Annotated in this window: 21 protein-coding genes; 6 read left to right on the top strand and 15 right to left on the bottom strand. The window is 35.0% G+C overall.

Annotation, left to right across the window (positions count from 1 at the left end; genetic code table 11):
- Positions 1–20: 20 nt before the first annotated feature.
- The 3 genes from EUC40_RS12865 to recQ form a co-directional block, all read right to left on the bottom strand.
- Entirely contained in the window at positions 21–308 is a 288-nt protein-coding gene (locus EUC40_RS12865; RefSeq protein ID WP_156575550.1) for a hypothetical protein, read from the bottom strand.
- A gap of 163 nt (positions 309–471) precedes the next feature.
- The gene (locus EUC40_RS12860; RefSeq protein WP_156575549.1) at positions 472–855 is read right to left on the bottom strand and encodes a gamma-glutamylcyclotransferase family protein; all 384 of its coding nucleotides are present in this window, start codon (positions 853–855) and stop codon (positions 472–474) included.
- A gap of 25 nt (positions 856–880) precedes the next feature.
- Positions 881–2,998, bottom strand: a complete 2,118-nt coding sequence (gene recQ / locus EUC40_RS12855) for a DNA helicase RecQ (protein WP_156575548.1) — start codon at positions 2,996–2,998, stop codon at positions 881–883.
- 261 nt (positions 2,999–3,259) lie between these two features.
- Here recQ and EUC40_RS26940 point away from each other — a divergent pair, with 261 nt between their 5' ends.
- The 4 genes from EUC40_RS26940 (at position 3,260) to EUC40_RS12840 (ending at position 5,813) form a co-directional block, all read left to right on the top strand.
- Positions 3,260–3,421 carry a hypothetical protein gene (locus EUC40_RS26940; protein ID WP_165613802.1) on the top strand — a complete coding sequence of 54 codons (162 nt, stop codon included), beginning with the start codon at positions 3,260–3,262 and terminating at the stop codon, positions 3,419–3,421.
- A 687-nt stretch (positions 3,422–4,108) separates the two neighbouring features.
- Positions 4,109–4,732: an acetylglutamate kinase gene (locus tag EUC40_RS12850; protein ID WP_156575547.1), complete on the top strand. Its 624-nt coding sequence runs from the start codon at positions 4,109–4,111 to the stop codon at positions 4,730–4,732.
- Positions 4,733–4,861: 129 nt separating this feature from the next.
- Positions 4,862–5,218 carry a hypothetical protein gene (locus EUC40_RS12845; RefSeq protein ID WP_000606231.1) on the top strand — a complete coding sequence of 119 codons (357 nt, stop codon included), beginning with the start codon at positions 4,862–4,864 and terminating at the stop codon, positions 5,216–5,218.
- A gap of 142 nt (positions 5,219–5,360) precedes the next feature.
- Positions 5,361–5,813 carry a hypothetical protein gene (locus EUC40_RS12840; RefSeq protein ID WP_156575546.1) on the top strand — a complete coding sequence of 151 codons (453 nt, stop codon included), beginning with the start codon at positions 5,361–5,363 and terminating at the stop codon, positions 5,811–5,813.
- Positions 5,814–6,345: 532 nt separating this feature from the next.
- Here EUC40_RS12840 and EUC40_RS12835 read toward each other — a convergent pair.
- Together EUC40_RS12835 and EUC40_RS12830 are read right to left on the bottom strand one after the other, a co-directional pair.
- The gene (locus tag EUC40_RS12835; protein WP_071711974.1) at positions 6,346–7,155 is read right to left on the bottom strand and encodes a GH25 family lysozyme; all 810 of its coding nucleotides are present in this window, start codon (positions 7,153–7,155) and stop codon (positions 6,346–6,348) included.
- Between the two features lie 438 nt (positions 7,156–7,593).
- Positions 7,594–8,043, bottom strand: a complete 450-nt coding sequence (locus EUC40_RS12830) for a DUF6884 domain-containing protein (RefSeq protein WP_156575545.1) — start codon at positions 8,041–8,043, stop codon at positions 7,594–7,596.
- Positions 8,044–8,296: 253 nt separating this feature from the next.
- Here EUC40_RS12830 and EUC40_RS12825 point away from each other — a divergent pair, with 253 nt between their 5' ends.
- Positions 8,297–8,485, top strand: coding sequence for a DUF4017 family protein (locus EUC40_RS12825; protein ID WP_156575544.1), 189 nt, complete (start codon positions 8,297–8,299; stop codon positions 8,483–8,485).
- 261 nt (positions 8,486–8,746) lie between these two features.
- On the opposite strand, the gene ppaC is transcribed toward EUC40_RS12825, so the two are convergent.
- The 3 genes from ppaC to EUC40_RS12810 all read right to left on the bottom strand — a co-directional run bounded on the left by ppaC (position 8,747) and on the right by EUC40_RS12810 (position 11,231).
- A complete protein-coding gene (gene ppaC, locus EUC40_RS12820) occupies positions 8,747–9,676 on the bottom strand; it encodes a manganese-dependent inorganic pyrophosphatase (RefSeq protein ID WP_098377116.1) in 930 nt (309 codons plus the stop codon).
- A gap of 161 nt (positions 9,677–9,837) precedes the next feature.
- Positions 9,838–10,503: a lytic polysaccharide monooxygenase gene (locus EUC40_RS12815; RefSeq protein ID WP_156575543.1), complete on the bottom strand. Its 666-nt coding sequence runs from the start codon at positions 10,501–10,503 to the stop codon at positions 9,838–9,840.
- A 224-nt stretch (positions 10,504–10,727) separates the two neighbouring features.
- Positions 10,728–11,231: a GNAT family N-acetyltransferase gene (locus tag EUC40_RS12810; protein ID WP_156575542.1), complete on the bottom strand. Its 504-nt coding sequence runs from the start codon at positions 11,229–11,231 to the stop codon at positions 10,728–10,730.
- Between the two features lie 106 nt (positions 11,232–11,337).
- Here EUC40_RS12810 and EUC40_RS12805 point away from each other — a divergent pair, with 106 nt between their 5' ends.
- On the top strand, positions 11,338–11,979 hold the full coding sequence (locus EUC40_RS12805) for an HD domain-containing protein (protein ID WP_156575541.1): 642 nt from the start codon (positions 11,338–11,340) through the stop codon (positions 11,977–11,979).
- 66 nt (positions 11,980–12,045) lie between these two features.
- Here the strand turns inward: EUC40_RS12805 and EUC40_RS12800 are convergent, their stop codons facing one another.
- From EUC40_RS12800 to EUC40_RS12770, 7 genes are all read right to left on the bottom strand, one after another.
- The gene (locus EUC40_RS12800; RefSeq protein ID WP_156575540.1) at positions 12,046–12,411 is read right to left on the bottom strand and encodes a carboxymuconolactone decarboxylase family protein; all 366 of its coding nucleotides are present in this window, start codon (positions 12,409–12,411) and stop codon (positions 12,046–12,048) included.
- A gap of 102 nt (positions 12,412–12,513) precedes the next feature.
- Entirely contained in the window at positions 12,514–14,004 is a 1,491-nt protein-coding gene (locus EUC40_RS12795) for an alanine/glycine:cation symporter family protein (protein WP_156575539.1), read from the bottom strand.
- Positions 14,005–14,141: 137 nt separating this feature from the next.
- Positions 14,142–15,626, bottom strand: a complete 1,485-nt coding sequence (locus EUC40_RS12790) for an aldehyde dehydrogenase family protein (protein ID WP_156575538.1) — start codon at positions 15,624–15,626, stop codon at positions 14,142–14,144.
- An 18-nt stretch (positions 15,627–15,644) separates the two neighbouring features.
- Positions 15,645–16,541, bottom strand: coding sequence for a 4-hydroxy-tetrahydrodipicolinate synthase (gene dapA / locus EUC40_RS12785; protein WP_156575537.1), 897 nt, complete (start codon positions 16,539–16,541; stop codon positions 15,645–15,647).
- A 22-nt stretch (positions 16,542–16,563) separates the two neighbouring features.
- Complete coding sequence (locus EUC40_RS12780; protein ID WP_156575536.1) at positions 16,564–17,505, bottom strand: proline racemase family protein; 942 nt, start codon at positions 17,503–17,505, stop codon at positions 16,564–16,566.
- The gene (locus EUC40_RS12775; protein ID WP_156575535.1) at positions 17,502–18,539 is read right to left on the bottom strand and encodes a proline racemase family protein; all 1,038 of its coding nucleotides are present in this window, start codon (positions 18,537–18,539) and stop codon (positions 17,502–17,504) included. The genes EUC40_RS12780 and EUC40_RS12775 overlap by 4 nt, the downstream gene beginning before the upstream one ends.
- On the bottom strand, positions 18,536–19,711 hold the full coding sequence (locus EUC40_RS12770; RefSeq protein WP_156575534.1) for an NAD(P)/FAD-dependent oxidoreductase: 1,176 nt from the start codon (positions 19,709–19,711) through the stop codon (positions 18,536–18,538). Before EUC40_RS12770 ends, EUC40_RS12775 begins: the two co-directional genes overlap by 4 nt.
- Positions 19,712–19,749: the final 38 nt, after the last annotated feature.

Genomic DNA, 19,749 nt, shown 5'->3' with positions numbered 1-19,749 from the left:
AAAGTGAAACCTTAGTCAGTCTAGTTATCCGAATCATTCCACTGACGGCTCATTTCAAGGCCATAATCCATTTCATAAACTTCTTTTATAGCTTTCACTTTCTCAAGACTTTCATCGCTAAATACTGGTTTATTTTCAAATGAATGCAGAACGATTCTTTCCAGAAGAATACCTAGTGAAATATCATGATATTCTGCCATCGCTTTCAAAACTTTTACCATTCTTTTTTCCATCCTAATTCCAGTCTGTACACGTTCAACTTTCATTTTTATGTTTTTTTCATTTATTTGTTCAGTATTTTGTTTCATAATTACACACCCTCACCACATAATGTTACTTTGTTACCTTTATAACAAAGTAACATTATAACACCGCTTTATATTTTGTCAATTTTATCTTTTTATTATTAATAAAACAAAAACAGATAATGAATTATTCCATTATCTGTTTTCCAATTTTTCATAGCTATTTTTATTTTATTTTTTGATGTACGAGCCAATCCCCAGAATCAATACTTTTCTTTAACATCTGTTTATCCTGTGCAATATACACATATGCATCTATTTCCTTATCAGCAGTATACACTGTTTTCGTTATCCGATCATATAAATCAGTTTCTGCGTTACCCGTATATTCTTCAAGTTCATCTAATTTTTTCAAAATGTCATCATTTACTTCATAAACTTCCCCATATACCTTTTCTTCATGTGAACAAATCATCGCTGGATACCCTTCGTTTGTATCAAATAATTTTCCATATGCCCATGCTATGTCAACGATGCATGTCGCACCTTGCATATAATGGGCATTCGTTTGTCCTCTTCTTAACGTGCCGTACACGAAAACACGATGCATATATCCCTATCCCCTTTATATGTCTCTACTTTCTTATTTGTAAATAGGCACGAATCATAAAGTAACTCACTTCACCTGGAAGTTGTTCTTTAATCGACTTCAAACCGCCTTCTGCATTCTGTACAGCATTTTCAATTAGAGATTCATACTCTTTCGGAACGAAACTATTCCAGTCTACTTCCATACCATCTTCAAAAGAACGAATTAAGTGATTTTCAATCGTTTGTTTCGATAACCCACGCTCTTTCGCAATTTCATTTAGGTCAATACCTTGTTTATACATTTTATACGTTTCTAAATGGGAATTAGCTGAAGCTTTTCCTGGCTTCTTACGCTCTGAAACAACTTCCGTCTTAATTGTTTCCGCATAGTTTGGATTTTCCTCAATAAAGTGCTGAACTGCTTGTAAAAAGTGAGAACCGTACTTCACAAGTTTGTGTTCTCCAATTCCTTTTACAGTTAGAAGTTCAGAATCACTTTGCGGCATTTTTACACACATATCTTTTAACGTTTGATCAGAGAAAATTACAAACGGCGGCACACCTTCTCCTTGCGCAATTTCCTTACGAACTTCACGAAGCACTTCAAATAATGGATGATCTTGGACAATTTGTCTTGTCTCTACTCGTTCTTTACGTAACACATTCTCTTTACCAAGTAATACTTCTTTCCCTTTTTCTGTGACCTTTAATGTCGGATAAGTGCCATGTTCGACTGCAATTAACTCGTCTGAAATTAAAAACTCAATAAACTCACTTACCTCTTTTACACTACGGTTTGATAAAAGACCGTAAGTTGGTAAAGTATGAAAATTAAATTCAATGACTTTCTTATTTTTTGATCCTGTTAAAACTTGTGCAATCATTTGCTTTCCGAATCTTTGATTCGTTCTAATCATGCAAGATAACACCATCTGTGATTCTCTTGTCACATCGATGCTCTCACGATCGTCCGTACAATTACCACAGCGTCCACAATCTTCTTTCGGTTCTTCTCCAAAGTATTGCAAAATAAATGATTGTAAACATTGTTCGGTATGACAGTAATCGGTCATGTTTTGTAATTTTTCAAGTTCATTTGAAAAACGTGATTCTCCCGTTGATTGATCAATTAAAAAGCGTTGTACTTGCACATCTTGCGAAGAATATAACAATATACATGCACTATCTAATCCGTCACGACCAGCACGTCCTGCTTCTTGATAGTAACTTTCCATATTTTTTGGTAGCTGATAATGAATAACGTAACGAATATTCGATTTATCAATCCCCATACCGAATGCAGATGTTGCTACCATTACACTGACTTCATCTCGTAAAAAGAGTTCTTGCTGCTCATTTCGATCATGGTCACTCATACCAGCGTGATATTTTGACACCGAAACTCCAGCTTTCATTAAATCTTCATACAACTGATCGACTACTTTTCTAGTAGCTGCATATATAATCCCAGATTCCTTTTGATTTTGGCGAATGTAATCCGCTAAATACGTATTACGATCCTGTCCTTTAATAACTGAAAACGATAAGTTCTCACGCTCAAACGTTGTCATAATTGTATTTTCTTGATTAATTTCAAGCGTGTTACAAATATCCTCACGTACTTGTGGTGTTGCCGTTGCAGTTAATGCTAAAACAAGCGGCTTTTCTGGAAGGTAATCTAGTATACGATGTATATGTAAATAACTCGGACGGAAATCATGACCCCACTGCGATATACAGTGCGCCTCATCAATCGCAATCATCGGGATTTTCATATCGATTAGTTGGTCAACAAACTCCATTGAATCAAGACGCTCAGGAGCAACATAAAGCAACTTGTAATGTCCTTGTTTTGCTAATTGAATTCGTTGATTTGCTTCTGTAATAGAAAGAGAACTATTAATATACGTAGCGGAAATACCGTTTTGTACTAACGTATCTACTTGATCTTTCATAAGTGATATCAAAGGTGATATTACTAACGTCGTTCCTTCAAATACTAATGCGGGAATTTGATAACAAATTGATTTCCCACCACCCGTAGGCATAATACAAACTGTATCTTTCCCATCTAATACATTTTTAATTGTTTCATCTTGCCCTCTTCGGAATGACGAATAACCGAAGTAAGTCGCTAAAAGTTCTTGTGCTTTTGTAAACAAAAAAGATTCACCTGCTTTTCTTTATCTTTCATCTATCCCTATTATATCATCACTTATGTGACTTGAAAGTAATGAATACATGCTTATTCCTTTTCGTATTATATATTAATGAACATAGATGTTTAGTTACATTCTACGTCTCCTAACAGCTACGACGCATATTCAATATACAAAAAGAAAGAATTTCAATTTAAATATTCATTTTCTTCTCCTTCCTTGAATACTACTAATCGTATACGTATAAATTCAGGAGGTTACTATATGAAGCATCGTAATATTAGTTCCATCAAACATAAAACAGTAACGAATAAATTCCAATTCTCTAATAATGATGCGTGGAAATATGAATCATATTATAAATATCAGCCATTATTTTCGTATAGGAAGGTATGTAACTTTCTACTTCAACTTTTTAGACGATAATACATGTGCAAAAAATATATAATTCATATAAATTTTCTCAATATAAAACTTATAGACTTACTCCAATACAGTTGTTAACATATAGAATAATCTGTTGAATAAACCCCTTAAGTTGACCTGCTTACGTTAGCAGGTCTTTTTAATAATCACATATTTCGGTACACCTTAGTCTCGCATACAAATCTTTTCTACATTTTATAACCATAATCTAATCGCAACAAATGAGAATAATCGAAAAAATTTTAAATATAAATTCTTTACGTCTAATTATGTAATTCTTTTTTTCTCAATACACAAAACTATTTTTACTTGTTACTATAAAGGTACTCTAGATGAGTTTTTACTCATCAACATTATCTAGTGAAAGGGGGTTGCCGCGGGAAGCAGCTCCTTTTCACTTTATTAAAGTGTTACGTCATTCATTTGGACGGATTTACCAGGTTTTTTCAAAAAAATTTTATGGTATTATTACGTAGTCGAGTCCGACATCTCGGCAATACCCTTTTGAGGCTCTGCAACTTCCCTTGCAGAGCCTCTTTTACTTCATATTCAATTAATCCGTATATACCACAAATCCACTTTCAACCTTCCGCTTATGTAATTTTCGAAAAAAATCTAGGACACGTAACTAAAAAATAAATTTCATCATACTTTGAGATATACATGTTCAAAGGAGTGTTACTACTTATGTATACCTATTGGCAATCATATTACTCCCCCTATCATAACCCTTATGTAAACTTTGATGTATCCGTACGTAATTACCGAATTAGTAAAAATGAGAACTTTTTAAAAGGTTATATGCGTTCATTATGGGAACAACATGTCGCTTGGACGAGATTAGCGATTATAAGCATTGTCTTTAATTTACCAGATGTTAGTGTTTCAGTTGGACGGCTTCTACAAAACGCAACACACATGGGACTATCCCTAGAACCATTCTATGGTGAGGATGCAGTAAAAAAATATAGTGCATTAATTAAAGATCATTTAGTAATCGCCGCTGATCTTGTTAAAGCTGCAAAAGCTGGTGATCAAAATGCCGCTGCCGCGATAGAGAAAAAATGGTACGCTAACGGGGACGAGATTGTTGCGTTTCTTACTGGCATCAACCCATATATAGAAAAAGAGGAATTTAGAAAAATGTTCTATGAACATTTAGCACTAACGAAAGCAGAAGCACTTTCCTTCTTAAATAAAGATTATGAAGCAGGAGTAAAACTGTACGATAAAATTGAAAAAGAAGCATTAGAAATGGCAGACATGATAACAAACGCAATCGTAAAACAATTCCCGCAAGTATTTCAATAATAATAAGCCGATTTGAAAAAACAAATCGGCTTATTACGTTTTCTATTCATGATATTTCACATAGACTCTTTACATTTAGCTTATATCGATATATTTTATTAATATCCGTTTTTTATAGGAGGACATAGTTTGATTAACGCCATTGGTCTCGTATTTATTCTCACAAATAAGCACGAGAAAAAAAAGAAAGTTTATTTGAATGAAAAATTCGCATTAATAGACATTATTGATTCTAAGGAAGTATTTGATGATGAAGGCAACCCATTAGTAGAACTAACGTGTAAATACAGTATATATTTAGATGAAAAATATTATTGTAAATCCCTCGATGATTATACGGGACAAGTATTCCCCTTCTTAAGCGCAAAAATAGGAAAAGGCCTTCTTAGAAACTTAAATTATTATTTTTCTTACGTTGATGCATATGATAAAAAGCCTCCTGTGAAAGAAATAAGGCCACTTATGAAACAAGTAACTAACAGATAGCAGAAAATATTCAAAAAAGAAAGCATCTCATACTGGATGCTTTCTTTTTTGAATCAAGAACCCGTTCGTTCCCTTTCATCCTCTTCTAAATATATGTGTCCAGGCATACTTTAAATAAAAAAACATTGGAGGATTAGACTGAATGAAATACTCAGAAACAATTGTAAGCAAACGGCTCCGCAAACTTAGAACAGCAAGTATATTTTTGATAATCATTTTAATCACCTGGATAGGATATACAAAATTCCTTTATACAAGTGGTTTTCTTCTCGAAAAGAAAAACTCCGCCGAAGTAATAAATACGAACGGTACTGGAGAAATCGAAAAAATTTTTAATATAAATTTACAGGGGTTTCGTAAAACAAATCTCGATACCCTTATAGATACAAGTAAGACTGATCCAAGTAATCTATCATTAATCGAACTAATTAATACGTCTTGTTCACGAGATTGCATAGGTGAACCATTAACATATGTGAAATCGAATAATGGTTATATCTTTTATCAAGAATCTAACGGATCTTATGTATCTATAAAAATTAAAAAGAAAGATTCATGGGAAATCGAAAAAAAATCAGTTCAAAATGGAATATAAACTAATAAAAAAAGAGTACTTTGCGTACTCTTTTTTACTAGTATCCTTCATGTTTACAATGGCATTTCGGTTTCTCTTTATGCTTACACTCTTCACAATCACACTTCGGTTTCTCCTTGCAACTACACTTTTCACAATTGCATTTCGGTTTCTCTTTGCAACTGCATGTATGACAATTCCTGCATTGACATCCTCCAAACATTAAACCATCCCAAAATGAACGTCTACAATGACAATGATTCCCCATGAATATACTTCCTCCTAAATAGAATTCATTATATTCTATGTTTAAAATAATAGAAGGGCTTGTGTACTTGTCTAGTTTTAAGATTTAGAGAACATATATCATCTTTAATGAACACTACCATTTTTGGGGTTTTTCACAAAACAATTACTTATAATCTATTATTTTATACATAGAAAATATATTTTGTACATATAAGAGGGTACATTTCGAAGAGAATACTATTTTACCTTCTATACGAAGCTATTTTTTTAGGTGGATTATGCTCTATGGTATAAACTTCGATTATTATATTACTTTATACCACCATTTTTTACGCTCAAGATAATCTTTCATCGCATTCAATTGCGTGTCTGAAGTTGGATCAGAAATGAAGTATGTTAATCCATCCGATTGTAAAACGAACTTAGCTGTCATCTTTAAAGAAGTTAATGCCCCCATAACATCAGGCGTTTCATATGGTGAAAAAGCTCCAGATTGGATGATATTTTGTTTATTTGCTTGTACTTGCACAGGTTGTACTGGTTGTTGTACTGTTCCAGTAAACCACGATAGAGGTTTATTTCCTATGAGTGAATTAAGGTCACATTTACCGATGCCAGGAACATTCCCTGTTTCAGTGTACTGCCAAAGGTCACATGGATACGCCGGCTTATTTCCCCCATATCTCGGAATCCATACAAAGTCACATTTCACATTTGCCATGCCAAAAGGTTCATACATATGATGACCAACATATAAACCAACTTTCTTAGCACCTAATCGGCGTAATTCGTCGATAAAAGCTTGTGTACCTGTTCGCATATCGTCCATCGTTTTCACTTCAACATCTGCAGCCCAAACCGTAGCACTTTTATCCCCACGATTCCAAAAATTACGTGCTTCTACTTTCGCATCTTCTACTGAAACGAAACGGCAAAATGCATAGTTACCAAATGGAAGATTTCTCGCTTTCATTGCTTGTACATAATTTTTATATAGAGGATCTACATAATTTGAACCGTCTTGCACACGTGCAATTACGAAATCTAATTGTGGTGCTGCTACATCCCAGTTAATATCGCCATTCCATTTCGAAATATCTACAATGTAACCCATTTTTCAACATCTCCTTTTTTTATTATCATATTCATAGCTTGTCTTTTTGCTATTATCGTCTAAAATTTTAACTACATACGTTTAACGACTGTAGAAATCGGATTACAATGTGTCCTGCATTTTCTAGCGTTTGAAAACAATTCAATACCCACGAAGAAGAGGAAATGGAAGATTCCCACTTATCCTGTTTGTCTTTTACATGATTGCTCGATAGCCTACGTGATTTTGAAGGCGAAGAATAAAATAAAAAAGAAGAATGCCTTGCAGTGGGGATAAACGGTCTTATTTTTATTTTTCAATGTAATATATCATCAAGCTGAGAGGCTCGATATATACTCTCACGTGTTACTGAGTATGGATAAGTCCCTATCTGAAGAACTCGAAAAGATTATTAAAATGTGACCAAATTTGTGGCCAATCAAAAAGAGTAAACCAAAACTATAATTCTTTTCCTTCCTGCACTGCCCTCTTCAAATTCTGCAGCATATACCCAATTCCTTTACATCCTTCTAACGGATATGTAATGATTTCTTCCGAATATAATTTCGTCACTACTTTTTTATGTTTCTTCCCAGCAAGCAAAACGATTTCGTCAAACTGAAGTAACTCTTTATCAACCATCTGTTGTTGTAATTGTTCAATACTAATAATTTCATTACTCTTTGAATCAAATGCAAGATCATAGTTTTCTTTCACAATATCATTCGGTCTTAAAAATCCATGCTTCGCTGATAAGATAACCCAGTTCTCAAAGAACATAGTTGCGTATGCCTGGCACGCTTTTCCAAATGGACTAATATACACATCCTTTGCCTCTGTCTCCCCGTAATCTACATACTTATCCCAAATTTTCTTTTTTCCACATGGGATTATGCATAGTCTCTTCATATTTATGTCTTACCTCTTTTCTTTCCTATATAAAGTTAAAGTTTTTGTACATTTTCTTCACAAAACACTATATAATAATCCTAAAGAAAAATACATTATTTTCCACGTTTTTCATTAGTTTCATTTACAATTAGTCTTTTAAAACATACGTATATAAATCAAATTTAAATTACTTGCTTTTATCCAACTCTATTTAATAATATCATAATATACAAATGTTATATGTTAAAGTTTGGAGAGGAGGTGAACAGCAATGAAAAATATTATCCCTGCACTATTTGTTTATTTAATTGTTTGCGTTATTGTAATTACCCTACCAGCATCTGACGGCTATAATACTGTGAGTTGGAAATTTTTTGTTGGGCAAGTATATGCAATTCCTATTTTCCTCGTTGTTGCTATTGTTACTTTTTATGTGAATAAGAATCGTTTAAAAGGATAGCAAATGCTATCCTTTTTTACTCACTTATCATATCGAATATTGCCCCGAACATATTTTGTACTACTCCTTGCGAAAAATCAAATTTTTTAATGTTCCCAAGTCATAACATTTCTTATGTTCATCCAAATTTAACAACTTTGCGCCATTCAAGAGATACAATTCCCTCTAATTAAAAACCTAGATTTCCCGCCATTTAAAAGAGAAAAGGACAAGTAGCCAATCTGACTACTTGTCCTTCCTATTTATCCGTATCCAATAATATTAAGCTTGGAATGCTTCTGTTAATACAGGTACGATTTGTTTTTTACGAGATACAACACCTTTTAAAGTAGCTGTGTTGTTTTCTAGTGATACATTGTAAGCTTTCTCAACTACGTTTGCTGCTTTACCGATCGCAAGGCCAACAGAATCGTTTGTTAAGATGTCAGTTACAACGAATAAGAATAGGTCTAAACCTTTTTCTTCTACTACAGCAGAGATAACTTTTTCAAGTTCCGCTTGGTGTACAAGAACGTCGTTTGTATCAACAGCGTTTACTTGTGCGATTTCAACTTTCGCGTTACCCATTTGGAATTCTTTAGCGTCAAGAGAGATTAATTGCTCCATTGTTTTTCCGCTTAAGTCAGCACCAGCTTTTAACATTTCTAAGCCGTAGCTATCTGCATCTACACCAGCAATTTCCGCTAATTCGCGAGCTGCTGCTACGTCTTGCTCTGTGCAAGTTGGAGATTTGAATAATAAAGAATCTGAAATGATTGCAGATAACATTAAACCTGCAACTTCTTTACGAATTGTAACGCCGTTTTCTTTGTACATTTTGTTTAAGATTGTAGCTGTACAACCAACTGGCTCACAACGGTAGTATATAGGATCGCTTGTTTCAAAGTTAGCAATACGGTGATGGTCAATAACTTCTAACACACGAACAGATTCGATATCGTTAGCACTTTGTTGACGCTCGTTATGGTCAACTAAAATAACGTTGTCCACTTCGCTTGCAACTGTCTCAACAAAACGCGGTCCTTCTACTTTAAAATAATCTAACGCAAATTGAGTTTCACCGCTGATTTCGCCTAAACGTATAGGCTCAGCATTCATTCCTAATTCTTTTTTCAATTCTGCATAAGCAATTGCAGAACAAATTGCATCTGTATCTGGGTTTTTATGCCCGAAAACTAGTACTTTTTCCATGTTTTCCACCTCTTCATGAAAAGGATATCTTAAAGAAGCAAATATGACAATATTTAAAGCCCAATTTTTTATAAATAATTGCACTTTCTTCTATTTTTTTCATCGTTTTTCGTAAAAAAGATCATCTAAAATGAATTAGATGATCAAAATGTATATTTTATTTAAAATAGTGTAGGAACTTGAACTACATGATTTAGCGCGAAATCCGATGCCAAACCGTTATTTACAAGGTTAACATCTATCACTTGATAAAATGCATTTCCAGTATCTTCAATTTCCCACACAGCTAAAATAATGTGATATCCATTTCTATCAGTTGGTACATTTGCTTCATGTGTTACGGAAGTTCCTGGTCTTACGCCCCCATCATTTTTCACATAGAACGGCACTAAATCTAAATCAGACCTGGTTAAAGGCTTATTTGGATTCCAATCTTTCTTCGTAATATAATATTTCCATTCTTTCGTACTATGAGGTGCGGTTAGTTTCCACTTAAATGTATTCGTCCCGCCGTTTAACGTAACTTTCTTCCACCTATCAACTGTTTGAACGTCTAAAGCAGGAAAATGGCCCGCTCCTGCGATTTGTCCATCAGAAGGTCCTAATAGAGGGAATCCACCTATTCCTTCTACACTTTGCGGTTCATATTGAATCGGACCGCAATTTACATTTACCCCTTGCTTACATAAATAAGAGCGGCTCGCTGGTGATTCTACATACCCATGGGCTGAAGCTTTTTCTGAAAAACCGAAAGTTAACACTCCCGTAAGTAATATGCCACCACTTAATATAACTTTCTTCACCTTCTGTAAACCTTTCGTTTTCATTACGTCATCCCCTTTCTCATAATAAAGCGAAAATAACTATAGTTGGCTAGTCATCTTCTCTACATCCATTATAAGTCGAGGAGTATAACGAAAAGAACCCTCTAAAAACTTTCTCAAATTCATTTCATACATTAAACAAATTCAAATAACACCGCTAGATAAATATAGACGGTGTTAAAAATCGTGCTTTATTATTTTGAGCATGATAGCTTTTTAATCGTAACTTATAAAACTTTATAATAAATAACTGTGGCATCTAAATTACCATTTGGAGAAATTGCGTATTCTGGTATTTTTCCAACTTCTTTATAGTCTAATGATTTATACAATCTATTGGAAGGGTCTCCTTCTCTCGTATCTAACACTAAAAGAGACCTATCTTCTTGCTTTGCTCGCTCCTCTGCTTTTTGCATAAGTAAACGTCCAATGCCATTACGTCTAAAGTTTGGATGAGTCATTAACTTACAAATTTCAGCTCTATGACTACCATTTGGCTTTGTAACTAAATGTAATTGAACACTTCCTGCTACTTCATTGTTTATTTTAGCGACATATAATATCACTTCCGGCACTAAGGCAGATTGCCAATACTTCGTCGCTTCTTCTCGTTCCATTGGCGGTAAAAATCCGATTGATGCCCCATCATCTACTACAGTTTTCAAAAGTTTAGTAAGCTCTTCAATATTGTTTTCTAATTTCTTAATTTCTTCAATTACTAAATTCCCCATTACTTTTCCCCCTTTTATTTTTATTTTAACAATTTTTAAAGCAGGAATAATTAAATATTAAGATGAAATTATTTAAAATATGAATTTTTAGAGAAAGGATACCTGTATGAAATATATATTAGATAGGACATACGCGAGAGAATTACTCGAGTGGGCATATGAACAAAATCCAGGTCCATGGTTTGAACATTCAATTAATGTTGCACTTGCAACGGAAACCATAATTGTAGAACTTATTAATAATGGGTACGAACTAGATGCTGACATAGCATATAATGCTGCCCTCCTGCATGACATAGGAAGATATAAAGGTTTTACCAAATCTGTTATACACTCCTATGATGGTTATATGTACATGAATGATTTAGGTTATACAGGAAACGCGATTATTTGTGTGACACATTCATTCCCTTGCAAAAATGAACATATAGATATCGCAGCGGAGTGGAGTCTTGTTCCCGATTATATGGAAAGCCAGTTAATTGAAATATTGAACGAACATAGTAACTACGACTTATATAATAAAGTAATCACCCTTTGTGACGCTCTAGCTGACGCAGATGGCTTTACTACTCTTGAAAAAAGATTGATTTCAGTTGGCTTACGTCACGGAACAACCGCTCATACATCTTTACATTGGAAAGGATTCTATACAATTAAGAAAGAATTAGAATCTTTAATCGGTAAAAACATATACACAGTTCTTCCTGATGTAGAGAATTCGATTTATGAAGATATAGAATATTAAAGTGAATACAAATTTAATTTCACATAAAAAACGTTTTAAACATAAAGTTTAAAACGTTTTTTATATTCAATGCTGTTGGTTTTTCAGTTCTGTTAAACATTCCTGCACTAAAGTTACCGCTTGACTCATCGCAGCTCCGCCAGCAAATGCTGCTGACACACCACATGCTTCCAGAATTTCTTTATCTGAACACCCTTGATCAAGGCAACCTTTTGTATGATAAATGGTACAATATTCATCTTGCGTTGCTAGACTAATTCCTAATGCAATAAGTTGTTTTTCCCTTTTTGTTAAAGTGCCCTCTTGAAAACAAGCTTGCGTGAATGCATTATATGTTTCAGCAATTTCAGGAATTTTGTTTGTAAAACTACCGATTCCTTCTTTATAATGATGTAGAACGTCGTTTACTGAATTATGTTGTTCGTGTTCCATCTTATTATTACCCCCATTCAAATGATCTGTACCTACTGTAGTATGTGATGAAAAGAAGGCAATATACTTCGATTAATAGAACGAATATTCAGTTTATTATAATTACAATTTCAGACTATCATCCCTTACCGCTTGTTCTTTAGAGCTTTTTCTTTCAACTTCTTTACTTCTTTCTTCCCAAAATGCTAATCCTTCAATCCCCACATTTTTAGGATCAAACACTGGATCTTTCCCTTCTTTTTTCTGCGCTTCATAATCTTTTAATACTTTTAATGCCGTTTTACTTAATAATAGAATCGCAATAAGGTTTAACCATGCCATACTACCAATTCCTAAATCTCCAAGGTTCCATAATAGCGATGCTGATTCTACGCTACCGATGTAAACCATAATTAAAAATCCAATTTTTAAAACGGGTTTTAGCCAGTTATATTTTAGCTCCCGATCTAAATAAGTAAGTGTCGTTTCAGCGATATAATAGTAAGCAAGCAAAGTTGTAAATGCGAAGAAGAAGATTGCAATTGAAATAAATATTGGACCAAATCCCGTCATAACAGTTTCAACTGCTTGTTGTGTATAAATTGGACCTGCTTCTACATTTCCTATATTTTGTACAATAGCCTTTTTTCCTTCAGGTATTACATTGTACATACCTGTAATTAAAATCATAAGCGCTGTCGCTGTACAAACGACAATTGTATCGATATATACGGAAAACGCTTGAACTAATCCTTGTTTTGCAGGATGTGATACTTCAGCAGCAGCTGAGCTATACGTCGCTTCTCCAACACCAGCAACGTTTGAAAATACAGCTCTTTTTACGCCCCAGGCAATAGCTGCACCAACGATACCGCCAAACATTTCATTTACACCAAATGCACTTGAGAAAATTAAAGCAAACATATTTGGAATTTCTGTTACATTCGCAATTAATACGATACATGTCACAATTACATAACCAATTGCCATAAAAGGAACAAGCATTTGAGACACACCAGCAATTCTTTTTACGCCTCCAAATATAATTGCTGCTAACAATACAGCTAACAATATACCAGTAATATATTTACTAATACCATTAGAGTTTTCAAATGCAACAGCGATACTACTTGATTGAATACCTGGTAATAAAACGCCATATGAAAGTGTTACAACCACAGCTACAATAACTGCAAACCATTTCATTTTTAAACCTTTTTCAATGAAATATGGTGTACCACCGCGGTATTCATTCCCAACTTTACTTTTATACACTTGAGATAATGTTGATTCAACGAACGCACTTGCTGCTCCTAAAAGAGCCATTATCCACATCCAAAATACAGCTCCAGGACCGCCAAAAGCGATAGCTGTCGCAACCCCTGCAATATTACCTATTCCGACCCTACCTGATAAGGCCAAACAGAATGCTTGGAAAGATGAAATTCCAGTCTCTGAGCTTTTCCCTTCGAATAGTAATGTAATCATCTCTTTAAAATAACGAATTTGTAAAAAACGTGTCGCAATTGTGAAATATATGCCTGCCCCTAATGCAAAAACAACTAAACCAATACTCCATACTTGCCCTACTAGCCATTCTACTAACTGTTCCATCAAAGTCCCCCTCTTACTTGTTTTGAAAAGAATATTTATATATAGAAAGCGGACAACCTTTGACTTGCATTCCAGTTGTCCGCTTCTCTTATTTATCTCATTATTTACGGGCTATAAGGCTTCTATTAAATAACGTTTCACTTAATATTGACCCAAACACTTTTCACTTCTGTATAATTATCTAGCGCATATGAACCTAACTCACGACCGATACCAGATTGTTTAAACCCACCAAATGGTGCCGCTGCATTTTCTAGGTTATAATCATTAATCCACACTGTTCCTGCCTTTAACTTATTAGCAACTTGATGTCCAGTTTTAATATTTTGTGTCCATACCCCTGCAGCAAGCCCATACGAAGAGTTATTTGCTCTTTCAATTACTTCTTCCGTCGAATCAAATGGAAGTACAACGACAACTGGTCCAAAAATTTCTTCCTTAACAATTGTCATATCATCCGTAACATTTGTGAATACTGTCGGCTGTACAAAATAACCTTTTTCAAATGCACGTTCTCCACCAGCTGCAACAGTAGCACCTTCCTTTTTCCCTTGTTCAATATAATGCAGCACACGCTCTTGTTGTTTTTTAGATACGAGTGGACCCATTTCAGTTTCCTTCTCCATACCTGCTCCAAGCTTTACGTCATTTGCCATTTTTACAAGTTCATTTACGACTGTTTCATAGTGCTTTCTATGAACGAACACACGAGATCCCGCACTACAATTTTGACCATGATTGTACATAATCCCTTGGAACGCACCGTTAATTGCTTCTTCTAAGTCAGCGTCTTCTAAAATGATATTTGGTGACTTACCACCAAGTTCTAATGTGACATGTTTAATCGTTTCAGCTGATTGGCGCATTATATATTTTCCCGTAACTGTTGAACCAGTGAAAGCTACTTTATCAATATCATGATGGTTTACAATGGCCGCTCCTGCTTCAGGACCAAAACCTGGTACAAAGTTTACAACACCGTTTGGAAAACCAGCTTCTTTAAAAAGCTTCGCTGTATATAATAAAGATAAAGGCGTTTGTTCTGCCGGTTTTAATACAATGGTACACCCTGTCGCAAGTGCAGCTCCCATTTTCCAAGAAGACATAACGAGCGGGAAATTCCACGGAATAATTTGGCCTACAACGCCAACCGGTTCATGGCGTGTATAATTTAAATAATCTTTTGAAATCGGAATGGTTTGCCCGACAATTTTTGTAGCCCATCCCGCGTAGTAACGATAATTTTCTACAGTCGCTGTAATATCATCATCGAGTGCTACTTGATATGGTTTTCCATTATCTAACGCCTCTAGCTGTGCTAATTCTTCTCCATGCTCTTCAATTAAGTCTGCTAATTTATAAATAAGATGTGCTCTTTCAGCCGTAGTCATTTCTGCCCAAGGTCCACTTTCAAATGCAGCTCTTGCTGCCTTTACTGCGACATCAATATCTTCTTCTTGCGCTTCACATACAACAGCTAAAACATCTTCTGTTGCTGGATTGTATGTTTCGAACGTCTGCCTGCTAATAGAAGGAACAAATTCACCATTAATAAACATTTTAATTTCTTCATTTAAAAACGCTTTCACTTTTGGTTTCAACTCAATGTTTGTCGTTAACATATACACACTCCTCCTTAATTAAACAGCTGCATGAGCTGCGATTTCTGATAAAATCGTTTGAAGTTTTTGATCTTCTTCTTCCGTTAATCCGAGTCTCGGATAACGTGAAGGTCCTCCGACTTGCCCATTTAATTCCATTGAACGTTTAACGATTTGTACATATTTCCCTGATCCTTCAAGAAACTCGCAAAGAGGTAGAATAGCATCATTTATTTCCCACGCTTTTTCTAGTTCACCATTTTGAAAATGCTCATACATTTTTGTAACGAGACCTGGAACGATATTTCCTGCTACTGAAACCCATCCCGAGGCACCAACTAAATAAGATTCCATAACTAAATCTTCAGATCCACAGAAAACTTGAAAAGCACCCTTACCTTGTCTTACTAAATCTCTCGCTTTACGAACATCTCCGCTAGATTCTTTAATATGTGTAACATTTTCACACTCTTTTCCGATTCGAAGCATAAGTTCTGTACTCATATCAACACCAGAAGTAAATGGATTATTGTATAACATAATTGGTATGTTTACTGCGTTTGAGATTTCTTTAAAATGAAAATAGATTTCTTCTTCTTTCGGTTTACAATAGTAAGAGTTAATAATTAATGCACAATCCGCTCCATGCGCTTCTGCATGTTTCGTATATTCAATCGTTTCTTTCGTCGTCTCTGCTGCAGTACCAACGATAACGGGAATACGGCCATCAACTTCTTTTAATACAGTTTCTACCATATTAAATCGTTCTTCTTTTGATAAACTAACAAATTCTCCCGTACTTCCATTAATAATAATTCCAGCTACCTTTTGCTCAATAAAGTAATTTACATTTTGTTTTACACCTTTCCAATCAATCTCTTGAAACTCATCCATCGGTGTTATTAATACTGGAAATGCCCCTTTAATTTTTTGCATCTTTATCTCTCCCTTTAACATTTTATTTTAATAGAAATCCTGTTGGAAACGGATCTGTAGAATCTAGCAAAAACGTCTGCATACCTGTAATAAATCCTCTACTTTCAAAACGGAAAATGTAACCCGTTTCTTCCTTCTTCACTTTTTCCACTGTTATAAAGCTATTAAATATACTTTCATTTATAAAAGGTTTATTCGCTATATAATTATTTTTAAATAACGCATGAACATAAGACACAATGGTAGAAACAAAACCTGGTGATCGTACTATAAAGTTATCTTCATGAAATGTAATAGACTTTATATGGTTCTTTTCTTTTTGCGTGGAATCTACTAAAATAAGTCTTTTTATTAAAGACTGTTTTTGTATAGCTTGAAGTGTAGCTTCTCCCCATTTTTTCAATTCAGATATGTTTTCAATACGAATTTCTGGCGAATACGTATCCTTTTCTACAACTGCATATACTTTATCTGCTTGAATGAGAGAGTAACTGATATTACCAACCTGTAAATTTTGCTCAATCATATAACATAGTTTACTTTCAAACGAAACAGATACAACCTCATCATTCTCAACATACGCATGGACTGAAAATATGCCAGATAGCGTTTCAATTTTGTATTGATTAGACTCTCTCTTTTTTAAATATCCGCTTTCTAGTAACATCGTTATTACTGCGACAATGCCTCCGTAATGAAGAGGAATGGACCCTTCATGATTGAAAAACAATACAGCTGCATCCACTTCATTATGAATAGAAGGAACGACAATACATCCATTTAAACCGATAAAACCACGTGGTTCATTTAATAAAAGCTTCATTTCTTCTGCTAATTCACCGGAAAATTGTTCGTTTAGTTGCTCCAAACTGTAGTAGTATTTGCATGGTACATCTTTCATTACACGAAATGCTTCACCATTTACATGTACATCTACTGCTGTATACATTTTTTGAATGTTCATTTTACATCCTCCGTTTCATGCTCCATCGGCGGAATTAACAAAAAACCTTCTTTAAGTGGATCCTTTTCATTGTAAAAAAATCTGTGCATACCCATAAGCCAAGCTGAGCCAGTAATTTTCGTTACGACAGCTTCAACATTTTCAACATTTGTCGTATTTATGACGCACCCTTTAAATAGAGAGCCAACGATACTCTCGTGGACAAACTCTTCATCAATCTCAATTTTTCGATTAGCATATAATACCGCTAACTTCGCCGATGTTCCTGTACCACATGGAGATCGATCTATTCCTCCTGGTGGAACAACAACTGTATTTTTCACATGCGCACTTGCATGAGTAGGATCTGTATAAAATTCAACATGTGTTAACCCTCTTATAAACGAATACTCTGGATGAATGATTTCAAACTTATCATTAATTGTATTTCGAATATGAATTGCCTTATCAATGATCGTAGATGCGTTTTCTGGTACTAAATTTAAGCCTACTGACTTCGCATCGATAATGGCATAAAAATTCCCTCCATATGCAATGTCAGCCTCTACAGTTCCAATGTCTTCAACGTCTACAGTAATGTTTTTCAATAAAAAAGCTGGTATGTTGCTGAAGGAGACTTCTTTCGCTTTCCCATCTTGGACAAAAATATCTACTTCAACTAAGCCAGCTGGTGTATCTAGCTTTAAAGAAGTAACCGGTTCAACTACCGAGATTAATCCTGATTCGACTAAAGCTGTACATACACCGATTGTATCGTGGCCACACATCGGTAAATACCCGCCTGTCTCTATGTATATAACACCTATATCAGCTTCAGGGTGACACGGATCTGTTAATAGTGCACCTGACATTACATCATGTCCACGTGGTTCATTCATTAACAATTTGCGAATCCAGTCATACTCCTTTTTCATATGCAACATCTTCTCTGCCATCGTCTCCCCAATTAACTTTGGAAGTCCGCTAATTAATGTCCTCGTTGGATTTCCGCCCGTATGTGTATCAATCGTCGTAAAGACTCTTTGTGACCTCATCGGTTTAACACCCTTTCTGTAAAACGACTCAAACGAAGTGGTTCAATAGGAATGATTGTTTCTTTTTCATTTAACAGCTCCTCAACCACCTTCCCAGTAACTGCCGCAAGACTAATCCCATCACCTTCATGCCCCGCTGCTATAAAATAGTTCGGGATATGCTCCACACGTGAAATGATCGGCAAATGATCTTCTGTCCATGGACGTAAACCTGCATATGAACGGATCACCATCATATCCGCCATTTTCGGATAAAAACGAATTGCTCTGTTTGCAATACATTTAATAACTTCATTGTTTATTCTCGTGTGAAATCCTACAAATTCCCGACTACTACCAATTAAAAAATTTTGACTTTCTGTCGGTTCAAATACAAGTGCAACCCCGTATTTTTCAGTCAAATCATCCACTTGTCGTTTTCCGCCAAACTTAGAAATTAAATAACCAAATTCCATTACTTTACGGCAGCCAACGTGTTGTTGCCTTGAAGCTACAATAATATGTCCCTTTCTCGGTTCAATTGGGATATTGACATCTAACATCTGTCCAATTTTAGGAGCCCACACACCAGCTGCGTTCACCACTTGCTTCGCAGTATATGTACCGTTTGTTGTTTCTACAATAAATGAGCCCTCTTCCTCTCTTTTTATTTCCTTAACTTCTGTATGGTTATAAGCTTTTGCACCCAATTTTTTCGCATCTGCTAAAAGCGAAAAAGCGAGAAGATACGGATTTACAGTTGAATCAGTTGCGCATTCTAAACCACCTAATAAATCATCAGCAAAAAATGGTGATTCCGCTCTTATATCTTGCCTATCAAGCATTCTAAACGGTAAACCAGCTTCTTTTTGCCTATCTACCCATTGCTGCGCCGCTTCCATTTCTTCGTCTGATTCACAAACGAGGATGCTGCCAGGTGCCCTATATTCAAATGAATGCTCCAATTCTTCACTTAGTTCTGTTACTAACTTTTGACTTACTAATGACATTTGACTATCAAACCCTGGATCTTTATCAATTGCCAATATATTTCCATCACACCGTGAAGACGTCCCACTGACAAATTCTCCTTTTTCAATGATTGTTACATCTCTTCCGTATTTTGAAGTGTAATAAGCGATGGAACACCCTATTATTCCGCCACCTATAATTAAAACGTCGCAGTGCCTCACAAAACACTCCTCCTTTCCCCCTCAACCTCTCACTTTCT

This window comes from Bacillus luti (genome assembly GCF_009739945.1).
GTDB lineage: Bacteria > Bacillota > Bacilli > Bacillales > Bacillaceae_G > Bacillus_A > Bacillus_A luti.
This window is presented reverse-complemented; position numbering and strand designations above follow the sequence as displayed.